Source organism: Halogeometricum sp. S3BR5-2, from assembly GCF_031624635.1.
GTDB lineage: Archaea > Halobacteriota > Halobacteria > Halobacteriales > Haloferacaceae > Halogeometricum > Halogeometricum luteum.
Genome location: NZ_JAMQOQ010000006.1, coordinates 96,306 through 115,933 on the forward strand (window position 1 = coordinate 96,306; position 19,628 = coordinate 115,933).

Annotated in this window: 24 protein-coding genes; 15 read left to right on the top strand and 9 right to left on the bottom strand. The window is 68.7% G+C overall.

The features are described from left to right. Positions 1 to 5: 5 nt before the first annotated feature. A complete protein-coding gene (locus NDI79_RS19260; protein WP_310930319.1) occupies positions 6 to 1,160 on the bottom strand; it encodes an MBL fold metallo-hydrolase in 1,155 nt (384 codons plus the stop codon). Between the two features lie 498 nt (positions 1,161 to 1,658). On the opposite strand from NDI79_RS19260, the gene gvpH reads away from it, so the two are divergent. The 4 genes from gvpH (at position 1,659) to NDI79_RS19280 (ending at position 3,954) form a co-directional block, all read left to right on the top strand. Further along, a complete protein-coding gene (gene gvpH / locus NDI79_RS19265; protein WP_310930320.1) occupies positions 1,659 to 2,144 on the top strand; it encodes a gas vesicle protein GvpH in 486 nt (161 codons plus the stop codon). Between the two features lie 184 nt (positions 2,145 to 2,328). Beyond that, positions 2,329 to 2,523 carry a cold-shock protein gene (locus NDI79_RS19270; protein ID WP_008387196.1) on the top strand — a complete coding sequence of 65 codons (195 nt, stop codon included), beginning with the start codon at positions 2,329 to 2,331 and terminating at the stop codon, positions 2,521 to 2,523. A gap of 180 nt (positions 2,524 to 2,703) precedes the next feature. Further along, positions 2,704 to 3,519 carry an aldo/keto reductase gene (locus tag NDI79_RS19275; RefSeq protein WP_425499637.1) on the top strand — a complete coding sequence of 272 codons (816 nt, stop codon included), beginning with the start codon at positions 2,704 to 2,706 and terminating at the stop codon, positions 3,517 to 3,519. 54 nt (positions 3,520 to 3,573) lie between these two features. After that, positions 3,574 to 3,954, top strand: coding sequence for a VanZ family protein (locus NDI79_RS19280; RefSeq protein ID WP_310930322.1), 381 nt, complete (start codon positions 3,574 to 3,576; stop codon positions 3,952 to 3,954). Positions 3,955 to 4,020: 66 nt separating this feature from the next. On the opposite strand, the gene NDI79_RS19285 is transcribed toward NDI79_RS19280, so the two are convergent. After that, positions 4,021 to 4,476: a pyridoxamine 5'-phosphate oxidase family protein gene (locus tag NDI79_RS19285; protein WP_310930323.1), complete on the bottom strand. Its 456-nt coding sequence runs from the start codon at positions 4,474 to 4,476 to the stop codon at positions 4,021 to 4,023. A gap of 115 nt (positions 4,477 to 4,591) precedes the next feature. Between NDI79_RS19285 and nucS the strand changes: the two genes are divergently transcribed. Next, positions 4,592 to 5,344 carry an endonuclease NucS gene (gene nucS / locus NDI79_RS19290; protein WP_310930559.1) on the top strand — a complete coding sequence of 251 codons (753 nt, stop codon included), beginning with the start codon at positions 4,592 to 4,594 and terminating at the stop codon, positions 5,342 to 5,344. Between the two features lie 14 nt (positions 5,345 to 5,358). Here nucS and NDI79_RS19295 read toward each other — a convergent pair whose 3' ends face one another. Continuing rightward, positions 5,359 to 6,021 (bottom strand): type 1 glutamine amidotransferase, encoded by a 663-nt coding sequence (locus tag NDI79_RS19295; RefSeq protein ID WP_310930324.1) that lies wholly within the window; start codon positions 6,019 to 6,021, stop codon positions 5,359 to 5,361. Positions 6,022 to 6,157: 136 nt separating this feature from the next. Here NDI79_RS19295 and NDI79_RS19300 point away from each other — a divergent pair, with 136 nt between their 5' ends. Both NDI79_RS19300 and NDI79_RS19305 read left to right on the top strand, forming a co-directional pair. Beyond that, on the top strand, positions 6,158 to 6,688 hold the full coding sequence (locus tag NDI79_RS19300) for a 50S ribosomal protein L16 (protein WP_310930325.1): 531 nt from the start codon (positions 6,158 to 6,160) through the stop codon (positions 6,686 to 6,688). An 89-nt stretch (positions 6,689 to 6,777) separates the two neighbouring features. Then, positions 6,778 to 7,641, top strand: a complete 864-nt coding sequence (locus NDI79_RS19305; protein WP_310930326.1) for an ATP-grasp domain-containing protein — start codon at positions 6,778 to 6,780, stop codon at positions 7,639 to 7,641. 57 nt (positions 7,642 to 7,698) lie between these two features. Here NDI79_RS19305 and NDI79_RS19310 read toward each other — a convergent pair whose 3' ends face one another. After that, entirely contained in the window at positions 7,699 to 8,061 is a 363-nt protein-coding gene (locus tag NDI79_RS19310; RefSeq protein ID WP_310930327.1) for an Hsp20/alpha crystallin family protein, read from the bottom strand. 284 nt (positions 8,062 to 8,345) lie between these two features. On the opposite strand from NDI79_RS19310, the gene gap reads away from it, so the two are divergent. The 3 genes from gap to NDI79_RS19325 all read left to right on the top strand — a co-directional run bounded on the left by gap (position 8,346) and on the right by NDI79_RS19325 (position 11,258). Beyond that, positions 8,346 to 9,392 carry a type I glyceraldehyde-3-phosphate dehydrogenase gene (gene gap / locus NDI79_RS19315; RefSeq protein WP_310930328.1) on the top strand — a complete coding sequence of 349 codons (1,047 nt, stop codon included), beginning with the start codon at positions 8,346 to 8,348 and terminating at the stop codon, positions 9,390 to 9,392. A 75-nt stretch (positions 9,393 to 9,467) separates the two neighbouring features. Next, positions 9,468 to 10,679, top strand: a complete 1,212-nt coding sequence (locus tag NDI79_RS19320; RefSeq protein ID WP_310930329.1) for a phosphoglycerate kinase — start codon at positions 9,468 to 9,470, stop codon at positions 10,677 to 10,679. Between the two features lie 90 nt (positions 10,680 to 10,769). Next, positions 10,770 to 11,258, top strand: coding sequence for a metallophosphoesterase family protein (locus NDI79_RS19325; RefSeq protein WP_310930330.1), 489 nt, complete (start codon positions 10,770 to 10,772; stop codon positions 11,256 to 11,258). A 10-nt stretch (positions 11,259 to 11,268) separates the two neighbouring features. Here the strand turns inward: NDI79_RS19325 and NDI79_RS19330 are convergent, their stop codons facing one another. Further along, positions 11,269 to 12,354: a type II glyceraldehyde-3-phosphate dehydrogenase gene (locus NDI79_RS19330; RefSeq protein WP_310930331.1), complete on the bottom strand. Its 1,086-nt coding sequence runs from the start codon at positions 12,352 to 12,354 to the stop codon at positions 11,269 to 11,271. Positions 12,355 to 12,544: 190 nt separating this feature from the next. Between NDI79_RS19330 and NDI79_RS19335 the strand changes: the two genes are divergently transcribed. Next, complete coding sequence (locus NDI79_RS19335; RefSeq protein WP_310930333.1) at positions 12,545 to 13,504, top strand: aminopeptidase; 960 nt, start codon at positions 12,545 to 12,547, stop codon at positions 13,502 to 13,504. 62 nt (positions 13,505 to 13,566) lie between these two features. Here NDI79_RS19335 and NDI79_RS19340 read toward each other — a convergent pair whose 3' ends face one another. Next, positions 13,567 to 13,731, bottom strand: a complete 165-nt coding sequence (locus NDI79_RS19340) for a DUF7987 family protein (RefSeq protein ID WP_310930334.1) — start codon at positions 13,729 to 13,731, stop codon at positions 13,567 to 13,569. Between the two features lie 119 nt (positions 13,732 to 13,850). Between NDI79_RS19340 and NDI79_RS19345 the strand changes: the two genes are divergently transcribed. Further along, positions 13,851 to 14,507, top strand: coding sequence for an HVO_0476 family zinc finger protein (locus NDI79_RS19345; RefSeq protein WP_310930335.1), 657 nt, complete (start codon positions 13,851 to 13,853; stop codon positions 14,505 to 14,507). A gap of 47 nt (positions 14,508 to 14,554) precedes the next feature. Here the strand turns inward: NDI79_RS19345 and NDI79_RS19350 are convergent, their stop codons facing one another. Further along, complete coding sequence (locus tag NDI79_RS19350; RefSeq protein WP_310930336.1) at positions 14,555 to 15,028, bottom strand: DUF7344 domain-containing protein; 474 nt, start codon at positions 15,026 to 15,028, stop codon at positions 14,555 to 14,557. Positions 15,029 to 15,254: 226 nt separating this feature from the next. Here NDI79_RS19350 and NDI79_RS19355 point away from each other — a divergent pair, with 226 nt between their 5' ends. The 3 genes from NDI79_RS19355 (at position 15,255) to NDI79_RS19365 (ending at position 17,344) form a co-directional block, all read left to right on the top strand. Beyond that, on the top strand, positions 15,255 to 16,205 hold the full coding sequence (locus NDI79_RS19355; RefSeq protein WP_310930337.1) for a class I SAM-dependent methyltransferase: 951 nt from the start codon (positions 15,255 to 15,257) through the stop codon (positions 16,203 to 16,205). Positions 16,206 to 16,226: 21 nt separating this feature from the next. Beyond that, positions 16,227 to 16,988, top strand: coding sequence for a protein-L-isoaspartate O-methyltransferase family protein (locus tag NDI79_RS19360; protein ID WP_310930338.1), 762 nt, complete (start codon positions 16,227 to 16,229; stop codon positions 16,986 to 16,988). 74 nt (positions 16,989 to 17,062) lie between these two features. Further along, complete coding sequence (locus NDI79_RS19365; RefSeq protein ID WP_310930339.1) at positions 17,063 to 17,344, top strand: YgaP family membrane protein; 282 nt, start codon at positions 17,063 to 17,065, stop codon at positions 17,342 to 17,344. A gap of 42 nt (positions 17,345 to 17,386) precedes the next feature. Here the strand turns inward: NDI79_RS19365 and NDI79_RS19370 are convergent, their stop codons facing one another. Continuing rightward, the gene (locus tag NDI79_RS19370; protein ID WP_310930340.1) at positions 17,387 to 18,478 is read right to left on the bottom strand and encodes a threonine synthase; all 1,092 of its coding nucleotides are present in this window, start codon (positions 18,476 to 18,478) and stop codon (positions 17,387 to 17,389) included. Further along, on the bottom strand, positions 18,478 to 19,434 hold the full coding sequence (locus NDI79_RS19375) for a succinylglutamate desuccinylase/aspartoacylase family protein (protein WP_310930341.1): 957 nt from the start codon (positions 19,432 to 19,434) through the stop codon (positions 18,478 to 18,480). Before NDI79_RS19375 ends, NDI79_RS19370 begins: the two co-directional genes overlap by 1 nt. Positions 19,435 to 19,628 lie beyond the last annotated feature (194 nt).

Sequence of the window (19,628 nt, forward strand, 5' to 3'; positions counted from 1 at the left end):
GCCAGCTAAGCCGCGCAGTTGTTCGCGCCGGTCTCCAGCTCCGTCGCTTTCCGGTCGTTCTCGTACCCCTCGCGACCGGTGTTGATGGCGATGACCGTCTCGTAGTTCGCGGGTTTCTCCGGGACGTTCTCGACCATGCGCTCGACGAACGCCTCGCGGTCGAGTCCGAGGAGGTCGAGGCGCGACGCCACCTCGCCGAGCGACGCGGCGACCGGTTCCCCGGGCGACCCGTTGGCGTACTCCCCGTCGCTCTCGACGGTAACGTGACCCGGCAAGACCGTCAGGTCCTCGGGCAGGTCCAACAGCGTATCGTGGAGCGTGTCGTACGCCATCCGCGCGCCCTCCTCGGCCCCCTCCTCGCCGAACTCCAGTTCGGTCCGACCGACGGAATCGAGGAACAGGGCGTCGCCCGTGAGCACCGCCCTGTCGCCGACGCGGTAGGCGACCATCTCCGAGGTGTGGCCGGGCGCCGCGAGGACCGTCAGGTCGACGCCGCCGACGGGGAGGGCGTCGCCCTCCTCGACGGCGTCGAAGTCGAACGCCAGGTCGCGGTCCGCCGCGCGGGCGCCGAGGTGGTACGGCACGTCCAACCGGTCGGCGAGTTCGCGCCCGCCGGAGATGTGGTCGGCGTGCACGTGCGTGTCGAGGACGCGCGTTATCTCCCACCCCCGTTCCGCGGCGGCGACGACGTACTGCTCGACGTGCCGCGTCGGGTCGACGACGGCCGCCTCGCCGTCCGACCCGACGAGGTAGCTCAGACAGCCCTTGCCGCGCCGCTGGAACTGGACCACGTCGACGTCGGCGTTCTCGGCACCGTTGCCGACGGCCACGTCGGCGCGTTCGTACAGGCCGTTCCAGTCTCGCATCCCGCCCTTGACGACCCGCACGTCCTCGTAGCCGGCCGCGTCGAGTTCGGCGGCGAGCGCCGCCGAGGTGGCGGCCTTCCCGCAGATGACGGTTATCGGTCCGCCGTCGGTGAGGCCGTCTATCTCGGACTTCCGCTCGTCGTCGAGCGTCTCGTTCAGTCCGAACGGGACGTTCACCGCGCCGGGGACGCGCCACGCCTCGTAACTGTCCGCCGGGCGCGTGTCGAGTATCGTCCCCGCTTCCCCTCGGTCGATTGCGTCCGCGAGTTCGCGAGCGGTGATCTTCGCGTACATCGTTCGTCCCCACGATTCGTCTCCGAACGGAATAAGACTTGTGAGAATTGCGCAATTCTATGAGAAATACGGGCAGTTCGAGATAGAGAGGATGTGAAGATAGTGCCGTCTGGGCGGGTGATGTAGTGATTCCGGGTGCAATAGACGTGGGATACCGTTCGAATACTACTTACGAAAGCCCGGTCGCCGCGGCTTCGGGGACGACGGGAACTACAGGAGCGACCGGAGCAGTCGGAGGGGGAACGTGACGATGGCAATAATCAGATTGATGACGCCGCGGAGCGCCGAGCGGATGGTTCCGAGCATAGGCGTCGGTACCGGTCCTCGGCGAGTAGCCGTTGGGGCTACACACGTCGGGTGCGGGCGGAGGCGAGAGGGAGGCGGGCGCGCCGCCCGGCGTTTCCGCGCGGTCGTCCGCGCCCCTCGTCAACGGGCATCGCGCTTATCCGCCCGCGGGGTCTACGACCGTTCGAAGCGCGGTCGGCGAGGTTCGACATTATGACACGTTCACACCGAGACGACGACGACCAGCACGGACCCGACGACGAGCGACCGCGGACGCGCATCGACATCAACCTCTCAGTGACCGACCTGCTGAGCGACCTGCTGAGCGAGGCGAAGCGGGATTCGGACCGCCGGTCGCTGAGCGAACGACCGGGCGGTCGGCCGAGTCGCGGGAGACCCGGCGCGCAGCGACAGCCCGACGGGAGCGCCGACCCCGAGGGGGCGGACGCGCGGGCCGACTACCGCGTCGACCACCACCGCGAGGGGGACGAACTGACCGTCGTCGCCGACCTCGCGGACGCTGCGCGCGACGACGTGACCGCCGGCATCGACCCCGACCGCGGCGAGTTCGTCGTCGCCGTCGACGGGCGCGTCGCCGGGCGGGTGCCCCTCCCGTGGGACCCCGTCGAGGTGACCGAGACGACGTTCAACAACGGCGTCCTGCAGGTCCGACTCGGTCCGGTCGACGGCGCGGCCTGAGGCGGGCGGGACCGTCCGCCGACGACGCGACCGCCGCGGACCGTGCGGTCGGACACCACACTACAGAGACTCGATTCGCCCGTTATCCGGCCCTACGGACCCGAACGGCACCGATTCGGGTTTTCTCGAGCGAGCGTTCGGTCTCGGAAGGGTTATCAGTGGGGCGCGGCTTAATCCAGAGGCTATGGCAAAAGGCAAAGTCGACTTCTTCAACGACACGGGCGGCTACGGATTCATAGAGACCGAGGACCACGACGAGGACGTTTTCTTCCACATGGAAGACGTCGGCGGCCCGGACCTCGAAGAGGGTACGGAGATCGAGTTCGAGATCGAGGACGCCCCCAAGGGTCCCCGAGCGAAGAACGTCACCCGCCTGTAAGTCGACGCAGACATCAAACGTAGCGGACGGAGGCTGACGACGCCGCGGTCGATTGAGTTCGGTCCGTATGCGGCAGTTCTCTGAACTACCTATCTTTCTGAGCCGTGCGGTTCGGTCGTCGCGCCGCCAGCCAGTACGTTCAGGCCCCCCTCTGACGTAGACTCGGGTATGTCCGACGAGATGGAGTACTGCGAGGTGCGCGGCGTGCGCGTCCCGAAAGTCGGCCTCGGGACGTGGCGGATGGAGGGCGAGGAGTGTTACGACGCCGTGTCGACGGCGCTGGAACTCGGCTACCGCCACGTCGACACCGCGCAGATGTACGACAACGAGACCGAGGTGGGTCGAGCGCTGGCCGACGCCGACGTCGACCGGCGGGACGTGTTCCTGACGACGAAGGTGAACCCGCGGAACGCCGACCGGGAGGGCGTCGTCGAGTCGACGAAGGCGAGCCTCGACCGTCTCGACACGCCGTACGTCGACCTGTTGCTCCTCCACTGGCCGAACCCGCTGGTCCGAATCGAGGAGACGATGGACGCGATGAAGCGACTGGTCGACGAGGGGCGCGTCCACCACGTCGGCGTGAGCAACTTCCCGGTGCCGATGCTGAAGAAGGCCCGCGAGGTGTCCGACGTTCCGGTACTCACGAACCAGGTGCAGTTCCACCCGCACCGACCCCAGCGGAAACTCCTCCGGTACTGTCAGGCCGAGGACCTGCTACTCACGGGGTACAGTCCGCTGGCGCAGGGCGAACTCGTCGACGACGGGACGCTCCGCGAGATAGGCGAGCGGTACGACAAGACGCCCGCGCAGGTCGCCCTGCGCTGGGCTACCCAGCACCGGAACGTCGCCGTCGTCCCGAAGTCCACGAGCCGCGAGCACCTCGCGGACAACCTCGCCATCTTCGATTTCAAACTCACTCGCGAGGAGGTGGACGAGGTGACCCGCCCCTCGCTGCTGAAGACGGGGGCGTCGATGGTGAAGGGGATGCTGCGGTAGTCGAGAGGAAAAGAAAAGAGAAACGCTGAGGCGGCCGCGGCGACGAGGGAACCCATGGTCGCAGAACGGCGCCGCCGCGTCGCGCCCCTCCTCCTCTGGAGCCTCTGCGTCGTCGTCGCCTCCGCCGCGACGCCGCCCGGCGACGGACTGAGCGCCGCACCGCTCGGACTCGGCGTCGACAAGTGGGTCCACCTCGGAGCGTACGCGGTGACGGCGTATCTCGCGGCGTTCGCCCTCCGCGCGCGGACGGCCCGCGGACTGGCGCTCGCCACCTTCGTCGCCGTCGCCCTCGGCGGCGGCGTGGAACTCCTGCAGGCGACGCTCCCGGCGCGTCACGCCGGCCTCGCGGACGCCGCGGCGAACGCCGTCGGGGCGGTCATCGGCGCGGCGGCGTACGCCGTCCTCGGGCGCTTCCGGACGAGCGAGCGCGGCTGACGGACCCCGCATCCGGACCGGACGGAGCGAACGGCGTCGACCCCTCAACCGACCGTCGAGGGGCGCTCACGACCGATTGCGGAGTCCCGTCGCCGCGTCTATCTCCAGCGTCCACCCGGCGATGCCCCGCATCGGTTCGGACTCGGAGAACAGGCTCGGGAACCACGCGTTGTCCTCCATCGCGTCGACGAGCGCACCCCACTCGCCCTCTTCGACCGCTTCGAGACGTCCCGCGACGACGACGCTCTCCCACTCGTGGCGCCCCGCCACGTCGAACGCCGTCAGGGTCGCTCTCCCCGTCGCCTCGGCGAACGACTCCTTCCGACTCGTCTCCCCGCGGAGGAACACGAAGTACAGGCGCTCGCCGTCGTAGCCGAACGATATCGGCACCCCGTACGCGTCGCCCCCGTCCGCGAGCGAGAGGACGCCGACGCCGTGTTCGCGCAGGAACGCGTCCACCTCCTCGTCGTCCATCGGGTCGCCCTGAAGCGGTTCGAACTCGTCCGCATCTCTCACCACCATGCGTCACGCTACGACCCGAACCAGCAAATATTGTCGCTTCTTTCCGATTCTCGAACCGTCGCCGCCGACGCGCTCTTTTTACGCGGCGACGGCGAACCTCGGGCAGACAGCACCGATGACGGTCACGACGCTCCACCGCCCGACGCACCGCGACGCCCTCGCCTTGTTAGAGGAGGCGTTCGGCGACGGGCGGATGGTGACGATGTTCGGGCGTTGCACCGTCGAGTACGACGGCCGGGCCGAGTCGAGTCTCGGGCCGGGCGACCGACTCGTCGTCTGCAAACCCGACGGGACCATCCTCGTGCACACCGACTCGCAGCGCAAGCCGGTGAACTGGCAGCCGCCGGGGTGTACCCACCGCGCGAGCGTCCGCGACGGTCGCCTGCGGGTCAGGAGCGAGCGCTCGACGCCGACGGAGCGCCTCGACGTGCGGTTCGAGCGACTCGAACAGGTGTCGGCCTACGAGGTGACGGACCGGAGCGACCTGCGCCTCACGGGGAGCGAGGAGGACCTGCGGCAGCGGATTCTGGACGACCCCGCCTTGGTCGAAGAGGGGTTCGTCCCGCGGGCGACCGAACGGGAGACGGCGGCGGGGCCGGTCGACATCTTCGGCGAGGACGCCGAGGGCCGTCCCCTCGTCGTGGAGTTGAAGCGACGACGGGTCGGTCCCTCGGCGGCCAGCCAACTCCGGCGCTACGTGGAGGCCGTCGACGCCGAGTTCCCCGACGAGGGCGTGCGCGGGATACTCGTCGCGCCGTCGGTGACCGACCGGACGAGAGAGCTACTGGACGAGAAGGGCCTGTCGTTCGTCGCCGCCGAACCCGTGGCGGAGGCGGACGAGGAGGAAGGCGGCGACGAAGCGACCTGAGCGGACTCTGTCGCCTACCGCTCCGCGTCGACGAGGCGGACGAAGTTCTCGAACGTCCGCGCGGCGGTCACGCCGCCGAAGTCGCGGTGGGCGGGGTCGTCGGGCCACTCGAGGTCCTCCTCGATGTTCGGAAGCAGGCGCTCCGTGAACTCGGGGTGGTACTGGACGGTCCACAGCGGCGCGTCGCGGTGCCGGCTAGCGAGGTTCGGGTAGTAGTCGGCCGAGGCGACGGCCTCCATCTCCTCGCCGAGTTCGGTGACGAAGTCGCCGTGGACGAGGGGGACGCGCGTCCCGACGCCGTCGAACAGGGGGTCGTCGGCGAAGCGGACCGGGTCGAGGCCGGCGTGCAGGCCGCGGTGCTCCACCTCTCCGCCGAGGGCGTCGTTGACGAGTTGGTGGCCGAAGCAGACGCCGAGCGTCGGCGTTCTCGCCTCTACGAGTTCGCGCACGAGGTCCCGTAACTCGTCCATCCACGGGTACGTCTCCGTCTCGTAGACGCCCGCGGTGCTTCCGGAGAGGACGACGGCGTCCGCCTCGTCCAGCAGGTCCGGCCGGCCCCCGCGGTCGGCGTAGGGGTAGACGCGGACCGTCGCGCCGGCCGCTTCGAGCAGGCGGCGAATCTCGGGGACGAAGTAGCGCGTGGGCGGGTCCACCTCGTTCTCCAGGACGAGTATCATGCGCGACACTCGTCGGCGCGCGAGGAGAATCCGTCGGTGGCGACGGCGACGAGTGCGAACGGAGCACACGGCCGCCGAGGCGGTCGATGTTCGAAGCGCTTTTAGGCCGCATGACCGTTCTTCTGCACAAGTAACCATGGCAGACAAACCCGCCTCGATGTACCGCAACATCGACAAGCCGTCGTACACCCGACGCGAGTACATCACCGGAATCCCCGGTTCGAAGATCGCACAGCACAACATGGGCAACCTGCAGACGGGTCCGCAGGACTACCCCGTCCAGATCAGTCTCCGCCTCGAAGAGGACTGTCAGGTCCGCCACGGGTCGCTCGAATCGGCGCGTCTGTCCGCCAACCGCGTGATGCTCAAGCAGGTCGGACAGGAGAACTACAAGATGGTGCTCCGCAAGTTCCCCCACCAGGTCCTGCGCGAGAACAAGCAGGCGACCGGGGCGGGCGCGGACCGCGTCTCCGACGGGATGCGCCAGTCGTTCGGAAAGGTCGTCGGGACCGCCGCGCGAATCCACAAGAACGAGCGCGTGTTCACCATCTACTGCAGCGTCGACGACGCGGCCATCGCGAAGGACGCGCTTCGCCGCGCCTACAACAAGATGTCGCCGCCCTGCCGCATCGACGTGGAGAAGGGCGAAGAACTGCTCGTCTCGTAACTGAGTAACACGCGAACGCGGGTCAGGGTCGGTCCGACCCAACCGGGACCCGGCCCACTTTTACTCTCGACGCGCCGACTTCGGAGCGGATGCTCCGACTGGCGGTGACGACGGACAGCGAGACGTTCGAGCGGATGCGCGACCCGCTGGAAGCGCGCGGAATCGCCGTCGAACACCTCCCGGCGAAGGAGCGGTCGATTCGGCTGGCCGGGACGGGCGAGTCGTTCGACGTCGGCTTCGTCTACCCGACGCGGCTGATGGAGGGCGGCGCGCTGGACGCCCGCGCGCCGATACCGTGGGTGAACGGACGCGATGCGGTACTGACATCCCGGAACAAGGCGGGCGTCGTCGCCGCCCTCTCGCGGGCGGGCCTGCCGGTGCCGGAGACGCGGATGCTCTCGAACCCCGTCGACGAGGGCGTCGTCCTCGACGCCGTCGCGGACCTCTCCTACCCACTGGTCGTCAAACCCAACTCCGCGACGCGCGGCGTCGGCGTCGCCAAGGTGGCCGACGCGGACTCGCTACTCGGCGTCGTCGACTACCTGAACCTCGTCCACGACTTCCGGTCGACGGGCGACAAATCCTACCTGGTACAGGAGTTCGTCGCCGACGCGCGCGACTACCGGGTGATGGTCGTCGACGGCGAGGTGGTCGGCGGCGTCGAGCGCCGACTCCCCGAGTCGCTCGGCGAGGGGCGGTGGAAACACAACGTCCACCGGGGCGCGACAGCGACGGCGGTGGACGTCTCCGAAGAACACCGCGAACTGGCCGTTTCGGTGGCCGAGACGCTCGGAATCGACTACCTCGGCGTCGACCTGCTCGTCTCGCCCGACCGGACGCTCGTCTCGGAGACGAACGCTCGGGCGACGATAGACCACGAGAAGTACGACGACGACTTCTGGGACCGACTGGCGGCGCTGATACGGCGGGCCGCCGGGCGGCCCGACCGGTAGGCGCCAGAAACCGAAACCGCGAAAATCCGAGTCCGGTCGGTCCTCGCGCGGGACGCGCTACTCGACGTCGATGGCGGCGGAGTCCTCGGCCTTCTGGAACGTGACTTGGAGGACGCCGTTCTTGAACGACGCCGACGCGGAGTGTTCGTCTACACGAACGGGGAGACGAATCCGCTCGTCGTACTCGCGCCGGTCGCTCGCCGCGCTCACGGTGAGCGTCTCGCCGTCGCACTTCAGGTCGATGGCGTCTTTCTCCACTCCCGGCAGGTCCGCGACGAGTCGAACCGCCTCGCCCTCATCGTAGACGTCGATGTGGGTCTCCGAGGCGAATCCGGTGGTGTCGCCACCGGTCATCTCGCTCATCATCCGTTCGATCTCGTCGAAGATGTTGTCGAACGGATCGTCGCGCTCATCTCTCATGCAGGAGTTCTTTAGTGTGTTCTCATCAAAAGCCTTCTCCCCCGGCGGCGGCGCGGGCCGCGTCGACGCGCGGTCCGCCTCGAAACGCATCGGGTCGAACCGCTGCACGAAGATGAACGCCGGTGTTCGTCTCTGTTCGTGTCGCCGCGCCCTCCCGCGTCGCGTCCTCAATCATCGTTCAGGCTAAAACGACAGTGGCGACGACCTACGACACCGATTTCGAGGGTTTCCGCCCCTGGGGGGAGACACAGGGATTCAAGTAGCTCGGCCGCCGATACTCGGATATGAGTGAAAAGTCGTACTTCGACTCGGCTGAGGACGCGGACGACGTGGTCCGCGTCGGACTGAACGGGTTCGGCCGAATCGGGCGGAACGTGTTCCGCGCGGTGATGGAGAATCCGAGCGTCGAACTCGTCGGCGTCAACGACGTGATGGACTTCGAGGACATGGAGTACCTCGCGAAATACGACACCGTGATGGGTCGGATGGACGACGTGTCGCTCGACGGTGAGGAACTCGTCGCCGGCGATAGCTCCGTCCCCCTCTACAACGTCCAGAGCCCCGCCGAACTGCCGTGGGACGAACTCGACGTCGACGTGGCGCTGGAGTGTACGGGCATCTTCCGCACGAAAGAGGACGCCTCCGCGCACCTCGAAGCCGGCGCCGACAAGGTGCTCATCTCCGCGCCGCCGAAGGGCGACGACCCGATAAAACAGATCGTCTACGGCGTCAACCACGACGAGTACGACGGCGAGGACGTCGTCTCGAACGCCTCCTGTACGACGAACTCCGTCACGCCGGTCGCGAAGGTGCTCGACGAGGAGTTCGGCATCGACTCCGGTCTCCTGACGACGGTCCACGCTTACACCGGGTCGCAGAACCTCATCGACGGCCCCAAATCGAAGAAGCGCCGCGGCCGCGCCGCCGCCGAGAACATCGTCCCCACCTCCACCGGCGCCGCGCAGGCCGCCACACAGATTCTGCCGCAGTTGGAGGGCAAACTCGACGGGATGGCGATGCGCGTCCCCGTCCCCAACGGCTCCATCACCGAACTCGTCGTCTCCCTCGACGAGACGCCCTCGACCGAGGAGGTAAACAACGCCTTCCGTGACGCCGCCGACTCCGGCCCCCTCGCGGGCGTCCTCGGCTACACCGACGACGAAGTCGTCTCCTCGGACATCGTCGGCCTGCCGTTCTCCTCGACGGTCGACCTCCAGTCGACCAACATGGTCAACGACGGCGGCCTGTACAAGATTCTCACGTGGTACGACAACGAGTACGGCTTCTCGAACCGGATGCTCGACGTGGCGCAGTACGTCACCTACGAGTGAACGTCCGGAGCGACTCGCGGTCCAACCACCACTAAGTAACACCTCGCCGTCTTTCGACCCGACACACCCACACCCATGTCCACGTTCAAGACCCTCGACGACCTCGACCCCGACCAGCGCGTCCTCGTCCGCCTCGACCTGAACTCGCCCGTCGAAGACGGCGAGGTGCAGGACAACCGCCGCTTCGAGCGCCACGCCGAGACCGTCCGCGAACTCGCGGAGGCCGGCCACCGCGTCGTCCTGATGGCCCACCAGGGACGACCCGGCGACGACGACTTCGTCTCGCTCGACCAGCACGCCGACATCCTCGCGGAGCACGTCGGCCGCGACGTGTCGTTCGTCGCCGACACCGACGGCGACGACGCGATAGAAGCCATCGAATCGCTGGCGTCCGGGGAGATACTCCTCTTGGAGAACACCCGGATGTGCGAGGACGAACTGCCGGAGGAGCACCCCGACGACAAGGCCAAGACCGAGTTCGTCCAGACGCTGGCCCCCCTGTTCGACGCCTACGTCAACGACGCCTACTCGGCGGCGCACCGCTCGCACGCCTCGCTCGTCGGCTTCCCCCTCGAACTGCCCGCCTACGCCGGGCGCGTGATGCAGACGGAGTACGAGGCCAACTCCGCCATCGCGACGCGGGAGTTCGACGGGCAGGTGACGATGGTCGTCGGCGGGACGAAGGCGACGGACGTCATCGACGTGATGAACAATCTCGGGGAGAAAGTCGACCGGTTCCTCCTCGGCGGCATCGCGGGCGAACTGTTCCTCCGCGCCGCCGGCCACGACGTCGGCTTCGACGTGGACGACGCGGACCTCTTCGACGACCAGTGGGAGGAGAACCACGAGACCATCGAGTCGCTCATCGAGGAACGCGGCGACCAGATTTCCCTTGCGGCGGACCTCGCCTACGAAGGTCCCGAAGGCGGTCGCGCGGAAGTGAGCGTCGAGGACATCGACGAGAAGGACCGCTCGTACCTCGATATCGGCTCGGACACCGTCGCCGAGTACGAACCCGTCATCCACGACTCCGAGGCCGTCTTCGTGAAGGGCGCGCTGGGACTGTTCGAGGACGAGCGGTTCTCGAACGGGACGGTGGGCGTCCTGCGCGCCATCGCGGAGACGGAGTGCTTCTCCGTCGTCGGCGGCGGCGACACCTCCCGCGCCATCGAGATGTACGGCCTCGACGAGGACGACTTCGGCCACGTCTCCATCGCCGGCGGCGCCTACATCCGCGCGCTGACCGGCGCGTCGCTGGTCGGCGTCGAGGTGCTCGAACGGAACTGAGTGACGGGGAGCGGGGACCGACGACGCCTCCGCCGCGTCGACTGCCAACGACCTCCAACCTTCTTGCCCGCGTCCGCCGAACACGGAGCCATGAGAGTCGGCATCTGTTCGGACACGCACGACAACCTGGACCTCGCCCGCGGCGCCGTCGAGACGTTCGAGGAGGCCGGCGTCGACGCCGTGCTTCACTGCGGCGACGTGGTCTCGCCGTTCACGGCGAACGTCTTCGACGCCGACTTCGACTTTCACGCCGTCCGCGGCAACAACGACGGCGAGTGGAATCTCCAGTCGATAATCGAGTCGTTCGGCACCTACCACGGCGAGTGCGCGACGTTCGAGTTCGACGGGACATCGGTCGCGGTGTACCACGGGACGAACGAGACGCTGGTCGACGGACTCGTCGATTCGGGAACGTACGACTACGTCTTCCGCGGACACACCCATCAGCGGACGTACGAGGAGCGAGGCGAGACCGTCCACGTCAACCCCGGTGGACTCCCGATTCCGGGCGCGGACGACACCTACCACGTGGCGTTGTTGGACACCGAAGAGAGGGAAGTAGCGTTCTACGAGGTGTGAGTCCCGGTTCTCAGTCGTCCGCCGTCTCCGTGCCGGGGACGCGGTCGGAGCGGTCCTCGCCGTCGAACCCGGAGGGGTCGCCCGTGATGCCGACGCCGAGGTACTCGTCGGTCGTCGCCACGCTCTCGGCCTTGCTGGCCGACTCGGTCATCGCGCGGACGGCGTCGACGTTCTCGGGGATGACGTCGGACTCCTGGTGGATGGCCTGGAACAGATAGAGGTCGCGGCCCTCGACGGCGATGGACTCACCCCACACGCAGTTCTCCCAGAGGTCCCCGCGCGGGCGGCCGGCGTCGTGCGCGAAGTCTTTCAGTTTGCCCGCGCCGTCGATGCCCATCCCCTCGGAGACGACGAAGACGCGCGACTCGTCCTCCAGCAGTTGGCGGACGTGCGCCGCCGTCACGTCGTCCTCAAGGGTGACGTTGAGGCTGTGAACGTGCATCAGCGTCGCCGGCACCTTCAGCCCCAGCGTGTCTATCTTCAGATCGGAGAAGATGGTCCGCACGTCGGGGCCGTGGTGACTCGGGATGTGGATCGGGTCCGGGAGGATGTCGTTGATGGGGCCGCGGGAGTTCTGCCCGGGGTCGCCGCCCCGGCGGACGAGCGTCGCGCGCACCTTCTCGACCCCGTACTCCTCTTTGAGGGGGGCGATGATGCGCGAGAGCCCCGTCGTGTTGCAGGAGACGGCGCGGACGTAGTCGGCGCCGAGAGCGTCGTCGTAGTTCGCGCGGGCGACGAAACTCACGTCGCCGATGTCGGCGTCCTCGCCGCCCTGGAAGATGGCGGGCGTGTCGTGCGACTCGTAGAGGGACTTGTTGCTCGCGCCGATGCCCGACGGCGTGCAGTCGACGACGACGTCGGCGTCGGCGACCATCTCGTCGACGGCGCCCTCGACGTCGATACCCGCCTCGGAGAACAGCGGCATCCGCTCCGGAATCGCGGCGTACATCGAGTATCCTCGCTGAACGGCGGTGTGGGCCTCGAAGTTCGGTTGGGTCTTCGCCACACCGACGAGTTCCATGTCCGGTTGTGCGTCGACGGCGTCGGCCACTCGCTTGCCGATCGTGCCGTAGCCGTTGACACCCACTCGTATCATCGGTGGGGTCTCGACGGCCGAGGACAATAGTTATTTCGGGGATTTTTTGGCGGAAATTAACTCTGCGGCGAGTAACGCGGAGGATTCGCACGCGCGCGAGTTACTACTCGCGCGTTCGTCGAATCGGACGGTACCGCGAGACTGGGGGCGGATGGGAACGCCTAACCGGTCGGCCGACCCAGTTCGCGGCATGACGGACGACGAGTTGCGCGACGCCGCGGAGACGGCCGTCGGCCAGTGCATGGCCATCGAACCGGACGAGTCCTGCGTCGTCGTCACCGACGACAAGCGTCTCAGCATCGGCGAGGCGCTCTACGACGCCGCCTCGGACGTGACCGACGACGCGACGCTCCTGCGCTACCCGCCGGGGAACCAGCACGGCGAGGAACCGCCCGCCGCCGTCGCCGCCGCGATGGCCGCGGCGGACGTGTTCCTCGCGCCGACGACGAAGAGCCTGAGCCACACCCGCGCCCGCAGCGACGCCTGCGAGGGCGGCGCGCGCGGCGCGACGCTCCCCGGTATCACCGAGGACGTGTTCCTCGCCGGGTTGGACGCCGACTACGACGCCATCTCCCAGCACTGTCTGGACGTGCTCCAACAGGTGACCGAGGCCAGCGTCATCCGCGTGGAGACGCCGTCGGGTACCGACATCACCTTCGAACCCGGCGCGCGCGAGTGGCGCGCCGACACCGGCATCGTCCACGAGGCGGGCGGGTTCTCGAACCTCCCGGCGGGCGAGGTGTTCGTCTCGCCCGTGACGGCAGACGGCACCTACGTCGTCGACGGGACGATGATGCCGCACGGCCTGTTGGAGGGGGGCCAACAGCTCCGATTCGACGTGGAGGACGGCTACGTCACGGACATCTCCGACGAGAGCGTGCGCGAACAGGTGGAGGCGGGGGCGGAGGAAGTCGGCCGCGACGCCTACAACCTCGCGGAGTTGGGCATCGGCACGAACGTCGGCGTCGGCCACCTCATGGGGTCGGTGCTCTTAGACGAGAAGGCGGCCGGCACGGTGCACGTCGCCATCGGCGACGACGCCGGCATCGGCGGCGACACCGAGGCGCCCCTGCATTTGGACGGCATCATCAAGGACCCGACGGTGTACGCGGACGGAGAGGTCGTAGACCTCCCTTCGGTCGAGCGGTGAAGCCGCGAGACGGGGAAGAAGTGGAGCTACCGAGCCCGGAGTAGTCGAGCCCGAGCCCTAAGTTACCGACTCCGCACCTCGTTCACCAGCGTCGGGACGACCACGCCCACGCCGAGCAGGAGACCGAAGAGAACCCACGAACTGTCGGTGAACCGCTGTGCGAGAAGCCACAGCAGGAAGGCGACGACCACGAACGCGACGGTGACTTTCGTGTCGGCCGAGACCATATCGTCCGGTCGCGTTCCGGAGATGTCAATCTACCGTCTCGTTCGGCCGTGACAGAGACACCGTCCCACAGGAGTGACGGAAGCGCGGATTTTTACGGCGTGACGGGATAACGGCCCGTATGAGCAACACGCAGGACCGCATCGCGGTCGCCTGTCCCTCCTGTTCGCCCGCGGAGGAGACGGTGCACGAGGTGCTGAAACCGGGCGGTCACGCCACGGTCCGCTGTACGGAGTGCAGCCACGTCCACAAGGTGCGAATCGAGGAGGAGAGCGAAGTCGAACGCAAGGTCGTCGTCTCGCAGGACGGCGAGTCGTTCACCACCATGGTGGACGCGCCGCCGACCGAAACTATCGCCGCCGGCGAGGAGTTCATCGTCGACACGCCCGAGGCCATCATGCTCGTCCGCATCACGGGCATCGAAGTCGGCCCGGAGCAACGCGTCGACGAGGCCACCGTCGAGGACGCGCGAACCATCTGGACCCGCGCCGTCGACAACGTCTCCGTGCGCGTCACCGTCAACCCGAAAGAGGGGACGGGCTTCCGCGAGGAGACGCGGAGCTTCAAGGTGAACGTCCCCGGCGACTACGAGTTCACCGTCGGCGAGACGGAGTCGTTCGGCGACGAGGAGTTCCTCGTGAAGGCCCTCCACGTCCGCGACGACGCGCCGGAGTACCGCCACGGGAAACTCGACCACGACGGCGACATGGTGTACGCGAAGGACGTCAACCGCCTGTACGGCACCGACAAGACCACCTCGGCGTGGTCGGCGTGGTGACCGGACGGAACGGTAGGTAACCGTCGGGCATCGAGCAGTCGGCGCGGTTAGCGAGCGTCGCCGGGTCCGCGCCCCTCGACCCGGTCCGGGTCGACCGTCAGGTCGCGTTCGGCGCCGAGTCCGTCTTCGAGGAACGGGTCGAGGGCCGCGAGGAGTGGTTTCGGCTCGACGGTCCGCGTCGCGTGGTCGTAGGTGACGAGGCCGTGGTCCGCGAGCATCGGCAGGTGCGAGTGGTGGAGCGCCACGCGCACCCGCTCCTGTACCTCGCCGACGACCGCCCGTTCCCCGTCGCACTGGACGGCGGCGACGAACGCCGCGAGCGTCGAGAGCGGGGTGGGGTCGTTCGTCCCCTCGGCGAGGAGGAAGCGGAGGACCGCGCGGCGGCGGTCGTCTTGGAGGACGCGGAACGCCTCGTCGCGCGAGATGCGCGCACGTCGGGCCGGGCGGTCGCCGTCGGTTCGGACCGCGGAGGTGTGAGAGTCGTACGCCGAGTCGTACGCGGGGGTTTCTCGGGTACCCATCGTGAGAGCAGGGTGCCACCGGGGATGTATAAACTATCACGTACGTTCCGGTGGGTGACGGGTCGAAACGGAGCCGACCGATTCGGCCGCAGTCTGCCGGTTTCACGGGTGAAACTGTTCGAAACAGTCAGCGTACGTGGAACGTTATGCGTCCGTTTCGATGGGTGGTAGAGCGCGACCGGAGCGGAACGGAGGCGATTTTACGCGTCCCGCCCTCGGGGGTGGTATGCCGACGCGAGACCGGTCGTCGCTCGACGCGGAGGAACTGTTCGTCCTGTGGGCCGCCCGGCGGAGCGGCGTCTTGGAGGCGCTCCTCGACAGCGCGGGAACGGCCGAAGCGGCGGCCGCCGAGGCCGGCGTGACCGAACCCGCCGCGCGCGTCGTCGTCGAGTCGCTCGCGGACCTCGGATACCTCCGCCGCGTCGGCGGCGAGTACGAGATAACGAACCGCGCCCTCGGCTTCCTCGCCAAGCGCGACGTGCGCTCCATCGGGCGCCTGCCGCACGCGTTGGACCTGTTCGACCTGTGGACGGCGCTGCCGGAGACGATGCGGACGGGCGAGGCGCCCGACCCTCCCGAGGAGTGGACGCGGAACCGACTCGGCGCGCACGCCGCGACGGACGAGTCGCGGGTGCGGGGGCGCGTCACCGCCGCCGTGCGCGAGGCGCCCGAAGCCGACCGCGTCCTCGACGTCTGCGGCGCCTCTGGCGCGTACGCGACCGAGTTCGCCGCGCGGGGCTTCGAGACGACGCTCGTCGACGAACCGGCCGCCGTCGACGCCGCGGGTCCGATGCTCGCTCACAGGGACGTGCGGACCGTCGCCGCCGACGTCCCCTGCGCGGCCGACTTCGGCGCGGGGCGGTTCGACCTCGCGTTCGCGGCGGACGCGACGAGTCGGTTCGACCCCGGGGAGAACCGAACGCTCCTGTCGGCGGCGTTCGACGCCCTCGAACCGGGCGGGACGCTCGTCCTCGTGGACGCCCTGCGCGACGGGTCGCGGGCGGCCGTCGACGCGCGGGTTCGGGCGCTGGGCGTCGGCCGCGGCGACGCCTACACCGAGGAGGCGTACCGCTCGTGGCTCGACGCGGCCGGGTTCGTCGACGCGACGGTGCGGGCGGTGCCCGGCGACGACCGCTCGGCCGTCGTCGCGCGCCGCCCCGAGCGTGCGGTTGATTAGTGCGGGATTCCGAAGGGACGTATGGACCCCGCGGTACTGCGAGAAGACATGGTCGACGGCCTCGAACACGGTATGGACGTGGCCGAGTCCGTCGCCCTCGCCATGCGAACCGTCCCGCGACACGAGTTCGTCGAGAACGCCCCGTACCAGAACCGCGCCGACGACTTCGAGGGCTCGACGGTCCTCTCGCCGGCGAACGTCGCCCGCCTCCTCTCGGCGCTCTCGGCGGACCCCGAGGAGGACGTGCTCGTCGTCGGCGCGGGAGTCGGCTACACCGCCGCGCTGCTGGCCGAAATCGTCGGCGAGACGCACGTCCACGCCGTCGACATCGACCGGAGACTCGTCTACGCGGCGCGGGAGAACCTCCAGTCCGCGGGCGCCTCGGCCGTCCTCGTCGACTGCCGCGACGGCGCGGAGGGACTCCCGGAGTACGCCCCGTTCGACCGGATTCTGGTCGAGGCGGCCGCCATCGGCCCGCCGGAGCGTCTCGTCTCCCAACTGAAACCCGACGGGCGACTCGTCCTGCCGCTGGGCGGCCCCTCGCAGACGCTCGCGAGCGTCGACGCCGCGGGCGAGGTGGTCGAAGAGCACGGTCCGGTCGCCTTCGAACCCCTGCTGGTGGAGGGCGAGCAGCGGAGCGGCCCCGCCCGCAACCGGACGATGCGCGAGGACGCCGAGTTCGACAGCGACGAGACGGGCTACTTCGCACCGACCGGATGGGAGCAGGAGTGGATCGACTGGGACGAGCGGCTGAGCGGGCGGCGGCGGCGGTACGAGCGGTAGCTCGATTCTACGGTTTCGAGAAACGGGGACGTTCGCTATGCGCTCGCGCGACGTAGGGGATACCGAGGAAAGACATGCAGAAAAACGTCGGTGGCTACGACCGCATCGCTCGACTCGTCGTCGGACCGCTCCTCGTCGTCTTCGGTGCTGCGGCGCTCGGCGGGGGTATCACCGTCGCGGCCGGGACGCTCGGTCTCGCCCTCGCGGGAATCGCCCTCGTCGTCGGCGCCGTCCTCGCGGTGACGGGCGTCGCGCAGAAGTGCCCGCTCAACCGCGCACTCGGAATCGACACGTACCGCGGTGAGGCGAAGGCGGACGCGGAGACCCCCGGCCGGGACGCCGGCCGGCCGAGCTAACCCGATTTTTCGTCGGTTTCGTCGTCGGTCGCGGAAGCGAACTCAGCCCTTCAGACCGCTCCCCGTGAGCGGTACCACCACGTCGTCGTCCGGGGACAGCACGCCGCGCTCGCGGTACTCGCGGAGGGCGGCGGGCGCGACGGCGCACGTCGGTTCGGTGTAGAAGCCGCGGCGGTGGAGTTTCTCTAACTCCGCTTCGACCGCCGCCTCCGAGAGCGTGATGGCGTCGCCGTCGGTGGCGTCGACGGCGGCCAGAATCTGCCCGAGGCGGGTCGGTTCGCGTATCTGGATGCCGTCGGCCGCGTCGTTCATCCCCTCGGTCGGCCCGTGCAGTTCCTCGGCGACGGGGGCGTAGCCGGCCGCCTGCGCGCCGAGGAGTTTCGGCATCTCGTCTATCCAGCCCGCGTCGCGGAGGGCGCGAAAGCCGCGGTAGGCGCCGAGGAACAGCGTCCCGTGGCCGAGGGGCGTCACGACGGCGTCGGGCGCGGACCACCCGCGCTGGTAAGCTGTTTCGTAAGCGAACGTGGCCGTCCCGGCGAAGAACGCGGGGTTCCACGAGTGGGAGGCGTACCAGCCCTCGCCGCGTTCGACGGCGTCGACGCAGGCGTCGGTCACGTCCTCGCGGGACCCCTCGACGCGGACGGGCGTCGCGCCGGCGCGCTCGATGGCGCGGAGTTTCGACTCTTTCACCGACGCGGGGACGTATATCTCGGCGTCGAGGCCGGCGCGGGCGGCGTAGGTGGCGATGGCGGCGCCCGCGTTGCCCGAGGAGTCCTCGACGACCTTCTCGACGCCGAGTTCCGCGGCGGCGGAGAGCGTCGTCGTCGCGCCGCGGTCCTTGAACGACCCCGTCGGGAAGACGTACTCCAGTTTGAACGACGCGTCCCACTCGGGGGCGTCCACGAGGGGCGTCATCCCCTCGCCGAGGGTGACGCGCGGGCCGACGGGGAGGAAGTCGGCGAACGACCAGAGGCCGCGTCGGTCATCGAACCCGCGGGGGTCGGGGGCGTCGCGCGAGGGGCGCGGGTCCGCGAGGAAGTCGAGGGGCGCGCCGCAGTCGCAGCGCCACGCCCACTCGGTCTCGTACGTCTCGCCGCACGCCGAACACCGGAGGGAGAGAGCGGAGAGGGTCATCAGAAGCTGTCGACGTCGGTTCCGACCGAGCAGACGTACTCGCCGGTTGCGACCTGCGGGAGGCGTCGGGAGCGCCAGAAGACGCCGGGGCCGTCGGCGGTGACGCGGGCCTTGAGGCTGCCGAACACGTCCGTCACCTCGAACACCACGTCGCCGGCGGACACCCGTTCGCCGAGGCTCTTCTGGAAGCGGACGAGGCCGCCGGCGGGCGCGCCGTACTGGTCGAACCCCCTCGCGCGGGTCTGTCGCTCCGTCTCGACGGAACCGTCGAGGAAGCCGTAACCGCGGAGGACGTTCTCGACGCCGCGGACGCCCTTCTGGATGCTCTCCTCGTCCCACCCGACGCAGCCCCCGAGTTCGGGGTCGATGGTCGGGACGCCCTCGTCGGGGCCGGCGCGGGCGAGTTGGCCGTCCGGGCCCTTCTGGTCCAAGACGTACCCGCAGCCGAACGTCTTCGCGAGGCTGAGACAGTCGCCGTGGAGGCGGTGGTGGCGGCCGCACCGGACGCGAACCTCGTCTATCATCTGCGAGGTAGAGCCCTGGTGGAGGTCGACGATGAGGTCCGCCTCGCGGGCGACGTCGAACGTCGCCGCGGCGATGCGTTCGGAGGAGGTGCCGTTGCTGTCGCCCGGATACGCCCGGTTCATCTTCGTGTCGTCTATCGGGTTCCGGTGTTGGGCCACCTGGAAGGCGTGGAAGTTGACGATGCCGACGACGAATATCTGACCGGAGAGCTCCGAGGGGGCGAGTTGCGGGAACAACCGTTGGATGACGCCGACGCCGTTGAGTTCGTCCCCGTCGGAGGCCGCCTGCAGGTAGAGCGTCTTGCCGTCGGAGGCGCCGTTGACGACGGCGCAGGGGAGGCCCACGGGCGTCCCGTCGCGCATCTCACCCACTTCGAGGCGGCCCGTGTCCGCCTCGCCGGGGGCCGCACTCGCACTGCCGAGCGAAATCATTACTAAGACGGTCGGATGCGCCGCCCTTTATCCGTTCGGTATCGCTCCACCCTCGCCTGCGGGCGAACGTCCCGACGACGGACCTCCTCGCGCGTCGCGGCAGGGGGTTTCTCTCCCCCGACGAAACGAAAAGCGGTACCCATCCGGAAACAACAGTTATCAGGGTCCGTAGATAATAACAAGATGAGAAGCCC